12 protein-coding genes are annotated in these 14,124 nt (G+C 40.3%); 3 read left to right on the top strand and 9 right to left on the bottom strand.

Translation table 11 applies throughout. The annotated features are described in order from the left end of the window. Nucleotides 1–24: 24 nt before the first annotated feature. The 3 genes from DFO73_RS07140 to DFO73_RS07150 all read right to left on the bottom strand — a co-directional run bounded on the left by DFO73_RS07140 (nucleotide 25) and on the right by DFO73_RS07150 (nucleotide 6,791). Nucleotides 25–4,227 (bottom strand): tetratricopeptide repeat protein, encoded by a 4,203-nt coding sequence (locus DFO73_RS07140; protein ID WP_181395951.1) that lies wholly within the window; start codon nucleotides 4,225–4,227, stop codon nucleotides 25–27. Nucleotides 4,228–4,767: 540 nt separating this feature from the next. Further along, complete coding sequence (locus DFO73_RS07145) at nucleotides 4,768–6,234, bottom strand: NAD(P)/FAD-dependent oxidoreductase (RefSeq protein ID WP_110064094.1); 1,467 nt, start codon at nucleotides 6,232–6,234, stop codon at nucleotides 4,768–4,770. Between the two features lie 395 nt (nucleotides 6,235–6,629). Then, complete coding sequence (locus DFO73_RS07150) at nucleotides 6,630–6,791, bottom strand: YjcZ family sporulation protein (protein WP_110064095.1); 162 nt, start codon at nucleotides 6,789–6,791, stop codon at nucleotides 6,630–6,632. A 193-nt stretch (nucleotides 6,792–6,984) separates the two neighbouring features. Here DFO73_RS07150 and DFO73_RS07155 point away from each other — a divergent pair, with 193 nt between their 5' ends. Together DFO73_RS07155 and DFO73_RS07160 are read left to right on the top strand one after the other, a co-directional pair. After that, nucleotides 6,985–8,076 carry an SGNH/GDSL hydrolase family protein gene (locus DFO73_RS07155; protein WP_110064096.1) on the top strand — a complete coding sequence of 364 codons (1,092 nt, stop codon included), beginning with the start codon at nucleotides 6,985–6,987 and terminating at the stop codon, nucleotides 8,074–8,076. A gap of 37 nt (nucleotides 8,077–8,113) precedes the next feature. Continuing rightward, nucleotides 8,114–8,713, top strand: a complete 600-nt coding sequence (locus tag DFO73_RS07160) for a DUF502 domain-containing protein (RefSeq protein ID WP_110064097.1) — start codon at nucleotides 8,114–8,116, stop codon at nucleotides 8,711–8,713. Nucleotides 8,714–8,765: 52 nt separating this feature from the next. On the opposite strand, the gene DFO73_RS07165 is transcribed toward DFO73_RS07160, so the two are convergent. From DFO73_RS07165 to rsgA, 4 genes are all read right to left on the bottom strand, one after another. Further along, a complete protein-coding gene (locus tag DFO73_RS07165; RefSeq protein ID WP_110064098.1) occupies nucleotides 8,766–9,263 on the bottom strand; it encodes a PTS sugar transporter subunit IIA in 498 nt (165 codons plus the stop codon). Nucleotides 9,264–9,281: 18 nt separating this feature from the next. Continuing rightward, nucleotides 9,282–9,722: a peptide-methionine (R)-S-oxide reductase MsrB gene (gene msrB / locus DFO73_RS07170; RefSeq protein WP_110064099.1), complete on the bottom strand. Its 441-nt coding sequence runs from the start codon at nucleotides 9,720–9,722 to the stop codon at nucleotides 9,282–9,284. Continuing rightward, nucleotides 9,719–10,258 (bottom strand): peptide-methionine (S)-S-oxide reductase MsrA, encoded by a 540-nt coding sequence (msrA, locus tag DFO73_RS07175; protein ID WP_110064100.1) that lies wholly within the window; start codon nucleotides 10,256–10,258, stop codon nucleotides 9,719–9,721. Before msrA ends, msrB begins: the two co-directional genes overlap by 4 nt. Nucleotides 10,259–10,396: 138 nt before the next feature. Further along, on the bottom strand, nucleotides 10,397–11,455 hold the full coding sequence (gene rsgA, locus DFO73_RS07180; RefSeq protein WP_110064101.1) for a ribosome small subunit-dependent GTPase A: 1,059 nt from the start codon (nucleotides 11,453–11,455) through the stop codon (nucleotides 10,397–10,399). Between the two features lie 387 nt (nucleotides 11,456–11,842). On the opposite strand from rsgA, the gene DFO73_RS07185 reads away from it, so the two are divergent. Then, nucleotides 11,843–12,613, top strand: a complete 771-nt coding sequence (locus DFO73_RS07185; protein ID WP_110064102.1) for a DUF4397 domain-containing protein — start codon at nucleotides 11,843–11,845, stop codon at nucleotides 12,611–12,613. A gap of 75 nt (nucleotides 12,614–12,688) precedes the next feature. On the opposite strand, the gene DFO73_RS07190 is transcribed toward DFO73_RS07185, so the two are convergent. Further along, a complete protein-coding gene (locus DFO73_RS07190) occupies nucleotides 12,689–13,273 on the bottom strand; it encodes a YpmS family protein (RefSeq protein ID WP_110064103.1) in 585 nt (194 codons plus the stop codon). After that, a complete protein-coding gene (locus DFO73_RS07195) occupies nucleotides 13,263–14,108 on the bottom strand; it encodes an SGNH/GDSL hydrolase family protein (RefSeq protein WP_110064104.1) in 846 nt (281 codons plus the stop codon). Before DFO73_RS07195 ends, DFO73_RS07190 begins: the two co-directional genes overlap by 11 nt. Nucleotides 14,109–14,124: the final 16 nt, after the last annotated feature.

A 14,124-nucleotide genomic window follows, 5' to 3' on the forward strand; every position in this document is an offset into this window, starting at 1 on the left:
ACACAAGGGTGGCTGAAAGAATATTTAGATCATGCTTTTTTTCAAATTAATAAGGTCATTGTCTTCTTCTGCAAGTTCATGAAAAAATCCATCTCCGTCATGGGCAAATACATATCCCAGTTCTGCTTCAGCTTCTACAAGCCGGTTTAAGATCGATAGATAACATGCTTTATTATATCTTGCCACTAATAGGTCCGGATCTATAGCAAGCACTTCATCCATAAGCTGAAGGGATTTTCCAACGTTGTTCATTTTATGATAAGAGATGGCCATTTCAATAAAAAGTGAAGAATCTTTTGGATGGATTTTTAGACCTTCCTCCATAACTGCTATCGCTTCTTCATATCTCCTTCTTGTATTTAAAAGATTACCGTATCTAAAATGTGCCTCACTCTCATAGGGATTCTCCATAATAATTTTAGTGAAAAGCTCTTCTGCTTGGGTAAATCTCATTCTTTGTGTATAAGCAATCGCCTTTAAAAGCTTAAGATGGGTATCGCCAGGATTTTCTTCAAGACAGGCATCCAGCAGCTTTATAGCTTTATTTACCTCTGCTGCATTCTCGAGAGGATCACTGCCGCCGGATAGATGCAGCTGGACAAGCTGGTAGGCTGTTAGGAAATCCCATCCTCTATCAAGAGAAGTATTTAATACCTTCTTTGCATCCTCCTCTAAATTGACAGATTCATAGAACCTTGCCAGGCCAACCGGGGCACTCTTGTTCGTAGGATCATGTTTGATCGATAATTCATATAGATCAATAATTACCCCATATAAGGTAATTTGCCTTGTTTTATCTCTCATTTTTTGAACAACCCTTCCGAAGAGGGAAGGCCTTTGCTCATTCTCCCAATCTATGCCGCTTGCATACTGGTCCACGGCTTGTGCTGCCATGTGAAACACCCGGCTTTTTTCACTCTTTTCTGATCTAACCTTAGCCAGGAATATGGGAAGCTGAAAAAGTTTTTTAGTCTCTGCAAATAGGACAATTAAAGTCTCATATAAATCTTCGTCTTCCCAGTTTTCTTGAATTAATTCTTCCAGCAAACGTCTTGCTTCTTTATTTTTCTTTTTCTTAATGAAAAACTTTGAATAATGATGTTTTACCTCAGACAAGTCTGGATCCAGCTTCAAAGCTTCCTGCAGGCATCTTTCTTCCTCTTTACTGTCACCTGCTGCACCATAGGCGTATGCCAGGCTGTCCAGCCTCCATGTTTCAAGAACTTCGCCTTTTTTTTGGTGCATTTTTTCTATAAATTCACTAAGACCTTCACTGCCAATCAGGCTTGTTAAATATTCAACATTAACTTGAAGAGGAGCAATATCGAGCAGCCGAAGCATATAGGCAGCTTCCTGCTTTTCATCTCCTAGTATCCCATATATCTGCGCAAGCCTGGTGTATGCTCCTTCTGCATTGGGATTAAGTACTATACTTTGATTCAGTGCTTCAAGAGCGCGTTCGAATTGCTCAAGTTTAAAATAAGTTTCTCCAAGCCTGTAATACGGAAAACCAGTTTCATGTATCCTAATGGCCTTTTCGTAAATACGAATTGCCTCTCCATACTGGCCAGTGCTTTCATATAAAGTCCCTGCATAGCAAAGATACTCAGTTTGATCTTTTTCTGCCTCTGCTTTGGCTTTAAGGAAGGATATGCCTCGCTCTATAAATGGTGTCTCTTCCAGGATATTCACATAGAGTTCAAGGGCCTCATCCAGATTTTGATCAATATAGTCAAAACCTCTTTCTATTAAGGACACTCCCTCCTCCAGCAGGCCGATGTTTTCTGATTCCGCAGCCCAATCAGCAAACAGCTTTCCGCCATTAATCAAAAACTCACTATCCCTTCCAAAACGTCCAGCATGGATTCTTAAAAATTCAGCTGCGCTATCTGGTCTCTTTATTTCTGAAAGGACAAATGCATAACCAAGATATGCGAAAATCTCTTCCGGATAGTGATTTATGCAAGAGGCGTAAACTTGCTCTGCTTTTTCAAATTCCTCATGATCCTTGTAAAAGTCACCTAAACGAATAAGAAGCTGAGGGCTTCTAGCAAGCTTCTTGCCTTTAGTTAAGATTTCTTCAGCTCGGGTTTTGTCTTCCGAGTTATCTTCATACAAATCGGCGAGAGCCAAATATGGGTAAGGGATTTCCGGTTCCAAGCGGGCCGAAATGATAAACCCTCTCTCAGCCTTGCGCAGCTTTCCTTCTATTTGGTCGAGTTTTGCTCTCTCGTACCATACATGTGCATCACCTTTATCTTCCCGCAGCAATTGGTCGTAAATTAAGCGGGCTTCTGTGGTCATATCCAAATCGGAAAGAATTAAAGCATGGTTGACCCTAATAAAGCGGTCAGGCTCATGAAATGCCATGGCAATTTCGGAAATTTCCTTTGCCTTTTCGGGCTCGGCCTTATAAAGGAAGCATAAAGCAACATAACTCCATATATAGAATTGATCAGGGTCAAGCTGCAAGGATTTTCTGAATAAATAGATAGCAGATTCGTATTTATCTTTATAAAGATGGATCCTTCCCAGCAAAAACTGATATAAAGGGCTAAAAGTTTTTCTTTCAACCATCGATAATACCCTCTCTGCCCTATCCATTTCCTGTAAGCGGATATAAGCCTGAGCTGCATGTAGTTTAAAAAAGTCAGACTCTGGATGGTTGGCCAGCAGTTTTTCAGCACAATTAATAATAAATTCCTTATACGCAGCGCCAGAGAAATATTTTACCGCATAAATAAGCGTATAAGGCTCGTTTATATTAGAGGCTAAGAAATCGGCAATAATCGGTGTGTTTTCCTTTTCATCCTCTTCAACTTTTTCTGATAGGGAGTGAAGTTCCCTATAATACTGGTCTTCCCCGATATCTAAGAAGTTCAGCTCGTCTTCCCTTTCCATAGGAACTGCTGCAATTGACAAAAAGCTTGTATTTATATGAAGCTTTGGAAATTCTTCATAGCTAACGTAAATAGTTTCAAGAAAATTTGGATCCTGAACCATATAAAAAGCAAAACGGTCATCAAATCCGGTCATTAATTGGACATGGGATGAATGCTCAAAGTCGACGCTCAGTATGATGGGGATACCTTTTTGCAGTAAAGCTTTATATCGTTTTTCACTCCCTGTAAAAAACCGGCAGGCAAAGCCTTCTTTTTCAAGATAGTCAACAGAGGCTGAAAGCTTGGAACCTGATACATCAAAAATATGTTCGGCAATTTCATCCTGATTTGCTTTATTCCCGTAATAAGAATAGAGCATTTCAAAACTGGCAGGGACACAATAATTGCTTTTCTGAATAACAGGCTTGATACCAAGCTGCTTTACCGCCCCTTCATAATTGATTGGATTCTTTAGTGAAAAGGGACTATCCTTCAGTTTCTTTTCAGCCGCATATTCCATCAGATTTTTAAGATCATTTTTTTGATAAAAAGAAAGAGTCCTAAGATGTTCAAAATATTGTTTATAGCTGTGAGAGGGAACAAGGCTATCAAGCTGGTCCATTACTGAAAGCATTTCATCCATTAAGCCGGCATCTCTGTATCGGCGGATCAGTTCCATATGCAGGGCCGGGGCTTCTGGATGCTGCACAATTCCTTCTATTATCATGCTCAGGGATTTTTCCGGCTCTCCATTTGCTGCATATAAATCGGAAAGCAAAAGATAGCAAACATGGCCGCGTTCCTGTTCCTTCAGACCTTTCTTTAAAAACATTTCCGCTTTAGCCCGATCACCAGTCTGCAGGTAATAAAAACCTAATTTATCCCATATTGGCTTCTTGGCAATAGCCTCCATTTCAGCAAGCCACTTTTCCGCTTCCATCGTTCTTTTCATCTCCAAAAGGCTATGAATCTTTGTAAAAATGGCCCTTACTTCCAGCTCTGAATCTTCTGATTGTTCACTCAAATATTCAGAAATGATCTCATCAGCTTCCAATGCTTTTCCGCTGTCATTCAACTCCTCGCAATACCAAACTGCTGTTTGAAACGTGTTGTACCTGCGATGTGCATATCGAGTAAGGAATCCGCTGTATTGGTACATCATCCCCCGGTCAAATAATTGAATAAGCAACTGAAAATCTCCAACCGAAGAGATTTCCGCCAATCTCCTTTTTATATCCGAAAGCTTTAATTTTTTTATCTCGTCCAATTCTTTGGATAAAACACTAAGTGCTTTTATAAATCCCCTGTTTTCTACCAATCTTTTTAGCTCATTGATGATTTCCATCCTGCACCTCATTTGGATATGTTAGAAATATCATACAAAGATTTACAGCAAAATACTACAGGAAATGGTTGTATTTTTTTGACATAAATAAAGGATTAAAAAGGCCCCGACATTACTGTCCGGGCTACACTTATTTTTGTTCTATCCATATTTCCGTATCCGATCCTTGAGCTGAGATTTGTGCTTTTCCTCCATTCGGGATGGTGGCGAAAGGATGAACATAGCCAAAATTCACATTGTTTCCGCGGGGAGCGGATGTGAGCCTCCTCGGCTTCGCCTGTGGGGTCTCACACTTCCCTCACTTCCCGCAGGACATTGAATAATCATCCTTGAATAAACACCGCACGAAGAAAATGCGGATGCATTTTCGAGGATCAAGTGCCCTCCACTACAATCAACTCAGTTTGTTAAACTAAGTTTACCTTCAAAAAGCAACAAACTTTACGAAAACAGCCTTTATCAAAGATAAGATGATAGAGAAATCACGGTTATCACACCATAGCAAAAAGGCCTGCTTTGCAGCAAGGCCTTTACTTATTCTTATACAGTTAAAGGTTCCCTCCTTGGGGCATTCCTTGTTTTTTCAACGATATCTCTTGCTATCCAAACTCCGCAAGCACCTGCCTGCGCAAGCCCTCTTGTTATTCCTGCACCGTCTCCGCCGACATAAAGGCCGCTGATCTCTGTTTCAAAGCGGTCGTTTAACTTCGGGCGGGCAGAATAAAATTTAGCTTCAACACCGTAGAAAAGTGTATGCTCGGATGCAAGTCCAGGTGTTACATGATTTAACGCCTCTGTCATTTCTACAAGGCTTTTCATTGTATTGTATGGAAGCACCAGACCTAAATCTCCTGGTACAGCCTCCTTTAAAGTCGGTTCCAGGAAGCCTTCTTTAATCCTTTTCTCTGTCGATCTTCTGCCTTTTAAAATATCGCCATACTTCTGAACGATGATACCGCCATTTGAAAGGCTGTTCGCAAGCCTGGAAATTTCGTGTGCGTATTCATTCGGCTTATCGAAAGGCTCAGAGAAGGTATGGGAAACAAGCAGCGCAAAGTTTGTATTCCCGCTTCCTAGCTTTGGATCTTTATAGGCGTGCCCGTTGGCAAGCATAATTCCCGAGTGATTCTCTACTACAACGTGGCCGGATGGGTTGCTGCAGAAAGTCCGAACTCTTGTGCCAACTGAAGTGTTAAAGGTGAATTTCCCCTCGTAAAGATGCTTATTTATCTCTTCCATGACAATATTGGATGTTTCAACACGAACACCAATATCCACCTGGTTATTGATCATTTTTAAACGGCGTGACTTAAGAAGGTTCGCAAGCCAGACAGAACCGTCTCTTCCAGGTGCAACAACCACTTTTTCTGCATGGATTTCGTTTCCTGCTTTCAGCTTTACACCCACAATCTGATGGCCACCTGCTGTTTTTTCTGTGATTAGATCTTCAACCTCAGTCTTGTAGGACATATCAATTTTTACGCGAAGATATTCATATATACTTTTTAATATTTCAAGGTTCTGCTCTGTCCCTAAATGTCTCACCTGGGCACGAAGAAGCTTAAGGCCTGCTGCATAGCCGCGGCGCTCGATATCTCTCACTTCATCAGTCATCGGATCGGTAATGCTTTCAGTCGCCCCGTGCTGCAGATTAATTTCATCTACATATTTTATCAATTCAACAACCTGGGAATCAGGGAGATAATCGGTCATCCATCCGCCGAATTCACTTGTAATATTGAATTTCCCGTCTGAATAAGCCCCTGCTCCGCCAAAGCCATTTGTGATAGAACATGCTGGCAGGCATCCTGCAAACTCTTTTCTCCCTGCAGCTGGCGGGCATTTCTCAATTTTCTTCTGTAAAATCGGACAATTTCTTCTATATATATCATGGCCTTTATCAATTAATAAGATATTAGCTTCAGGCATTTTCAGCGTTAGCTCATAGCAAGTAAATATCCCCGCCGGCCCGGCGCCGACAATAATTACATCATAATTTGTTTTCATCGTCCCATTCCCCCAGACGCATTTTTCGTTTATTTCTTTAACCACGGGTAACTATATCAAATATAACTTAATCGGTCAATTATTTTACGAACTATATTTTTATTATAAATGAGTAATGTTCGGTTTTAAAGGATTTTCCGTTCAATTCCCTAAATTCAGATAAATACGTGTATGCGTGCGGTTTCGAGATTTTTGCGCTCAGAGATTCCCCGTTATGCGCGATCTTTCGTTTATACGAGGAGTTCCCTTTTTTGTGCGCAGGTTCAAGACCTTTACGCGCGGAGTTTCCCCAGTTACCCGCGAATTTTAGCTCTCAATTCCGAATGCACCTCCCGCTCTATGCACAAAATAAAGAGGGCTGCCCCTTCAGGACAGCCCTCTTTAAATCCATTATATTACCATTTGCCGCAGCAGCATGCTCCGATGATAATTAATAAAATGAACAATACGACGATTAACGCAAAGCCGTGTCCGCCGGAATAAGCACCTGCTACAGGATATCCGTAACCAGGATAACATGGGTCGTAACCTGCACCAGCAACTGCACCTTTATACATTAACAATCACTCCTCAACAAGATTTCTTGGGCATTTTCAATATTAATGTATGTGCCAGGGACTTGACCCGTATGTGCTTTCGCCCATTTTTAATAAAAAAACGCTTTACCTCATATTTAAGCTTTTCACCATAGGCATTATTAGGGTACGATAATAATAAGAGAAATGTATAAAAATAGGGGGATTCAAACCAATGAAAAAAAGGAATATTGGCATATATTTTTTTATCACCATTTTTATCTATGGTTTGTATCAATTATTTGATAGCATATCTAAAGTAGAAGGAGCCAATCCTACAAATGTTTATGAAAAATTGACCGCTAAAGAGAATATCAATTATCTCATTATTGGAGATAGCATCGGCCGAGGTTCAGGCGCAACTTCAAAGTCAACAGCATGGTTTTCCCGGCTTGAGCGTTTTTTGAAAAAAGAATATGGCATTAAAGCCAAGCGGCATTCATTAGTACAAAGCGGCGCAACGGCGTTTGAAGGTTTTTACAAGCTGCAGCAATCCAAGCATTTAGGCAAAATCGATTTAACGTTTATAGTCTTTGGGGAAAACGACCGCAAATATATGGACGCAGAGCAGTTTTCATATTTTTATGAAGGACTGATCCGGAAGACTAAACAGCTTTATCCTGATACAGAAATTATTACAATAACTGAAAGCCCGCTTGATAACGAGTCGTTTGCTCAGGCCATAGCAACTATTTCACATCATTATGGAGCAAAAAATATTGATATGAGAGAGCCCTTTGAACAATCAGGATTGCCTGCCGAGGACCTGACAAAGGATATGGTTCATCCAAATGATGCGGGCTATCAAGTTTATGCAGATACATTATATAAGAGGATAAAAGAATTAGTCGCAAATAAAGCAGTTACGGCTGTTTTATCTGCTCCAATTAATGAGAATACCGATTTTGAAATGGCTTCGATTGCTCATGTTACTGAAATATCCGGTTCTTTTATTCACAAAGACGGCATTTGGCAAAGCCACAAAGCTGGTGACAGCCTGGAATATGAATTTTCTGGCCCGTTTTTGGGAGTAACTATGATCAGAAGCGAAATGGGCGGCAAGATGGATGTTTTTATAGATGAAGTTTTTGTTACCTCGCTTTCTGCATGGTGGCCTTTAACAAAAGAAAGATATCAATATATTACAAGCAGCCTCGAAAATGGCCCCCATCATGTAAAGTTTATTGTGTCAGGTGAAAAATCAGTCAATAACAGCTTAGAGGATCCTGTCATTCAAATCTCTTCCATCCTGACAAAAGCAGAATAGATAAATTTTTCTTAATTGAAAGAGGAGTAATAAAGCAATGAAAAGCTTATTAAAGAATTTTATTAATGGGATCTTAACCATTGTGCCCATTTTTTTGGCTATTTTTGTAGTTATTAAAACATTCTTATTTTTGGATAGCCTAATGGGGAATGTCCTAAGAAACTATCTGAAAGATGATTATATTCCAGGTGTTGGGCTTTTGGCCACTTTAATTCTGATCACTCTTTTAGGTTGGCTTTCCACAAAATTTATTACCGGTTCCATTATTAAAGTTGTTGATCGTCTCCTGGAAAAAATACCGCTTGTAAAAACGATTTACTCGGTTATTAAGGATACTGTCCATTCATTTTTGGGCGAAAAAAAGTCATTCTCAAAAGTAGCACTTGTTACGATACCCGGAACTGAAATGAAGAGCCTTGGGTTCATTACATCCGAATCGCTGGAGGATTTCTATCACCCGCTAAAGGAATATATTGCTGTATATGTGCCCCAAACCTTCCAGGTAGCGGGCTTTACCTTTCTGATACCGAAAGAGCAAGTGGAGATCATTGATGTCAAACCAGAAAACGCCATGAAGTTTATTCTCTCTGGCGGCATGACATCAAAGGGAAATCCAGTGAAGGAACATTCCATGTAAGCAATAGGCAAAATACTAAAATAAAGCCGCCCATTTAAGGCGGCTTCGCTTATTACTTTGCTGTAATTTTCATGATTGGAGAAGAACCTCTGGTTACGTTGCCTGGAGCATTTTTCTCAAGAGATGCAATCTGGTCTCCATTTGTCACGATAATAGGTGTGACCGTGCTTTTTGCTTTTTCTTTTACAAGCTCTAAATCAAACGTTACGAGCCTGTCACCTTCATTAACCTTTGAGCCTTCAGAAACATGCGTCTCAAATCCTTCCCCTTTCATGGAGACCGTTTCGAGGCCGATATGAATTAAAATTTCTGCGCCATTCTCAGCACGGATTCCAATGGCATGTTTTGTCGGGAATACTTGCACAACCTCTCCATTTACGGGTGAAACAACTACCCCTTCCGAAGGTTCAATTGCCATGCCATCCCCCATCATTTTTTCAGCAAACACGGGATCCGGAACTTCTTCAAGGTTAACGGCTGTACCTGTTAAAGCAGCCTTAACTTCCAAAGCTTTTACTGTTTCTTTTTTGCCAAATAATTTCTTAAACATAAAAACACCTTCCAATTCTTAGTTTGCCCCATCAAATAATTTCAGATATTCTTTGTAGCCTTCTTCCTCCAGTTTCTCCTTCGGAATAAACCTAAGCGCAGCTGAATTAATACAGTAACGCAGGCCAACAGGTCCCGGCCCATCATCAAAAACATGGCCAAGGTGTGAATCTGCTGTTTTGCTTCTGACTTCTGTCCTCACCATGAAATGGCTCCGATCTTCTTTTTCCAGGATTTCTTCCTCTTCGATAGGCTTTGTGAAGCTCGGCCATCCGCAACCTGCATCATATTTATCCTTTGAGCTGAATAGAGGTTTTCCTGATACAATATCCACATATATTCCATCTTTAAATTCATTCCAATATTCATTGCGGAATGGCGGCTCTGTCCCATTATTCTGAGTTACATCATACTGCATGGGATTCAGTTTCTGCTTCAAATCCTCTTTATTGCTCTTCATTTGCTTTCACCCCAATGCGCCTTTATAAAGGCCTTTCTTCCAGATCCGGTCTGATATGCTTCGTACCTTCCCGGATTCTTTTTGTAGTAATGCTGGTGATAATCTTCTGCAGGGTAAAAGTCAGAAGCCGGAAGGATCTTTGTCACAATCGGTTTTGTAAAAGGACCATTTTCCTGCAGCTTCTGCTTCGATTCCTCTGCCAGCTGTTTTTGGTTTTCATTGTGATAGAAAATGGCTGTCTGGTAGGACTGGCCTCGATCGTAAAACTGGCCGCCCTCATCTGTAGGATCTATCTGCTGCCAATACAATTCCAGGAGCTTTTCGTAAGGAAAAACCTGGGGATCAAACACGATTTGGACTGCTTCATAATGGCCAGTTGTCTCTGAACACACTTCCTGGTAGGTAGGATTCTTCACAGTTCCTCCGGTATAGCCGGATATCACTTCCTTGATTCCGGGCTGTTCATCAAATGGCTTCACCATACACCAAAAGCAGCCGCCTGCAAATGTTGCTGCTTCGTATTGTTTATCTCCCATTCTGTCCACCTCTTTCCGGCACTTCTCTACCTTTTACTTTTTCCCTTTATAAGATGATTTTACGCCATATACATAAGATTAATGAAAATATCTTTCATATGCAAAAGAAACCCCTTCGATGAAGAGGTTTCTGAATTTTTATACTCTTTTACGTTTTACGCCGGCGTTTATTTTTTTCCAGCGCCTGCGTTCCTCGGACTGGGCGCGCTTATCCTGTTTTCTATCCAAATAAGCAAGCTCCTTCAGAAGCTTTTTATAGCTGTTAAGACGTTCCCGGGGAAGGATGCCTTCCTCAATTTGCAGAATTACAGCACATCCGGGTTCATTTTCATGCGTACAATCCCTGAATTTGCAGTTTTCCGCAGCTGCTTCGATATCAGCAAAGCTTTCCGCGAGTCCTCCTTCGCTTTCCCACAGTTGAAGCTCCCTCATTCCGGGTGTGTCAATCAGAACCGAACCTTCAGGGAGCAGAACGAGTTCGCGGTGGGTAGTCGTGTGTTTTCCCTTGTCATCGTTCTCCCGAATATCCTGTACCTTTTGCTTTTCCTGCCCACGCAGGTAATTTGTGAGTGTCGACTTTCCTACGCCTGATGAACCAAGTAATGCTATTGTTTTACCTGGTGAAAGAAACGGCTTTAAGCCTTCGATTCCCTTCTCTTCAACTACACTGATTGAAACAACAGGCACTCCCATTGCAATACTTTCTACCTCAGCAAGTTTTTCCTGCAGATTGCCGCAAAGATCTGCCTTTGTCAGGACAATGACAGGGTTAGCTCCACTCTCCCAGGATAATAGCAAATATCTTTCCAACCTTCTTAAATTTAGATCCTCGTTAAGAGAGTTAACAAGAAAAATGGTATCTATGTTGGCGGCAACAATTTGTTCTTCAGTACTTAATCCGGCAGATTTTCTTGAAAACTTGCTTTTCCTTGGAAGAACAGCATGAATTGACCCGCGCTGTTCTCCTGCCCTTTCCTTTATTACGACCCAATCACCAACTGCCGGGTAATCTTCTCTCACAGCAGCCTCAAATGAAAATTTGCCCGTTACTTCACAAAGCGATTCCCCATTTTCCGTCCAAACACGGTACATCCTTTTATGCTCTAAGGCAACCCGGCCAATTTGATACCCGTTTTGTTCATATGCTGAAAATGCTTCTTTAAAATAGTCATCAAATCCAAATTTATAAATGGTCAAGGTTTGTTCCTCCATGCTTATTGTTATTTGGAAGGCACTCTTAATTCCATTTCCATATTTTCGCAAACAAAATAAACCATAGGCCAGCAGCCCATGGTTTAATAAGCATAGAGTACACTAGAGTTCTCGCTCGATTAAACGAATTCCGTTTGGGCTGTGCCTGAATTATCTACAATGAACGTATAAATAAGAATTCCTTTTTTCATAGCACATCACCCGCTTTCGTTTATTTGTTTTTATTATATGGAAGATAACGCCAAATGTAAAGCCTTTATTTAACTTTCTGATTCATTCAGAAAATCATGAGAGCTCTGCATCGAGTTGTGGCATCAACCCAAAAAAGCACATATGTTATTGAAATAAGGAATGGAGATAGGAGCGAGGAGTATGGCTAAAAATAGAAACCAGCAATGGTATTTTCAAAAAGCAGCTAAGTATGACCTTTTAGCACAATACTTTAAATATTTAAATCCAGCTAAACATATAGCCTATTATCAAAAACATCTGAACTGCCTTAACTATGCTATGCATATGATGCGCACCAATAATATGACACCTTCAGGAGAAGAAACCCAGCAAAAAGCAGCTAAAGTACGGATAGTCCATACATCACCTGATGCAGGCCCAGTTGATATTTATGTAAATGGCACAAGAATATTAAGGGATTTCCCATATAAAGAAGCAAGTGATTATCTATCGTTGCCAGCAGGCAGATACCAGGTTGATATTTATCCGGCAGGAAATATGGTTTCGACTGTTTTAAGCAGAAAGGTTACAGTTGAATCAGGAAAAATATACACAGTTGCTGCCGCAGGAAATGCCGCCAAATTAAAGCTTGTCATTTTGGAAGATCATCCAGCTGTACCATCCGGAGAAACGAAAATCAGGTTTGTCCACCTTTCACCGGATGCCCCGGCCGTTGATATTGCAGTAAAAAACCGGGATGTGATTTTTCCGAACATATCGTTCCGGCAGGCTAGCAAATATCTTGCTTTAACCCCAATGACTGTGGATTTAGAAGCGAGAATAGCAGGTACCTCCAATGTTGCCTTGTCCATACCGCGTGTCCAATTTAAGGCAGATCAGGTATATACTATATTGGCAGTGGGCTTAGTAGCAAAGGAGCCAGAATTAGAAGCAATCATTCTTCCAAACTGATGCTGATTAAAATTGGCAGTAGGCATAATAAAAAAGGAATCCTCTCAAACTGAAAGGATTCCTTTTTCATGCCGTTTATTTTACAGGAACTAGTAGCGTAAATCGGATATCATCCTGTTTTAAATTAAATTCATCAACTTTTACTTTTACATCACTTTTTAGCTTCATTTGTTGCAGTGATACGTAAATTCTTTCTTCCTTCGGCTGAATGGTTACCCCTTCGGGAAGTTTATAGCGATCCCTGACCAATTTCAGAACATGTGAGACAGGCAGATTCATCTGCCCAACGGATATTGATTTTTGCTGAAGAACCACATCCCCGTTTTCCAGCGCTTCAGGTTCGAATGATAGTTTCATTTGCAGATCCTGGCTGAAAAATGGAATGGAACCATATAAGTCTACCTCGTCATTTAGCAGCACTTTATAGTCAATCGCTCCTCCGGTCAGCCCTTCTTTTTCAAGATAGTGGTTGATTACCCTATTGAGATCCTCTTTATTAGCTTGAATATTAAAAGGTACATAATTACCCTCATTAACTTCGTTTGCTATATATTCTTCATCTTCAACTGGCAAGCTAATAAAAATTAGCAAAAGAATAATAATAATTGCATTGATCGCCAGCAAAACCAAAAAGAGTTTTTTCCACTTGTTATCTTTCAATTACACTCTCTCCATTTCCAGCTGTTTCCCTTTTATAAGACAGGTCCTTTAAAACCTCTTTTGTCAGGGTTTCATGGACACGCTCTGCTATTAATTCATACCCTTTGTCATTGGGATGAAAATAGTCGGTAAATAGAAGATTTTCCTGCGTATTTTGGAAAAGATCATCTATTTCAACAAAATAGGTTCCTGGATACATGGCCAATATGGCTCGGCTTGTACTGTTCCAGTCTTCAAGAATATCGGTAATTTCCCTAATTTCTGAAAACCACTTCAAGAAAGGGTTATATAACCCTATTAAAACTATCTTAATATTTGGGTTTACCTCTTTTATTGTATTTAAAACATCCGTTAAATTTTTTTCATAATTTTTCTTTTCCTTTGCGAAAGCTTTCATTTTTAGATTTGAAAAATTTTCACGCACTACTTTCATAACATCATTGCCGCCAATGGTTATAATAACTACGTCTGCGTTTTTCACAACATCTTTTACTTCATCAGTCTCCAATTTTTTCAATAATTGATCCGAACGATTGCCTCTAACACCAAAATTATAAAAAGCTGCATCTTGAACACTTTTATCCTGTTCCAATAGATCTTCGAGATAAGGCACATAACCGCCCCGTTCAGTGCTGTCACCAACGCCTTGTGTTAATGAATCACCGACAGCTGCAATCGTAAGATTCCTTGGAAAGAATTCCATTGGAATTTGTTCTTTTGCTGTTAACTCGGATTGTTTACCAGGATGAACTATATCCTTATTGGTTAATGGACTAAAACTGCAGGAAACCAGCAGCAACAAGCTAAAAAAGATGAAGGTGAATTTTTTAATCATTTTATCACCTGCCCCA

It is taken from the genome of Cytobacillus oceanisediminis, from assembly GCF_003182355.1.
In the GTDB taxonomy this organism is placed as follows: domain Bacteria; phylum Bacillota; class Bacilli; order Bacillales; family Cytobacillaceae; genus Cytobacillus; species Cytobacillus oceanisediminis_A.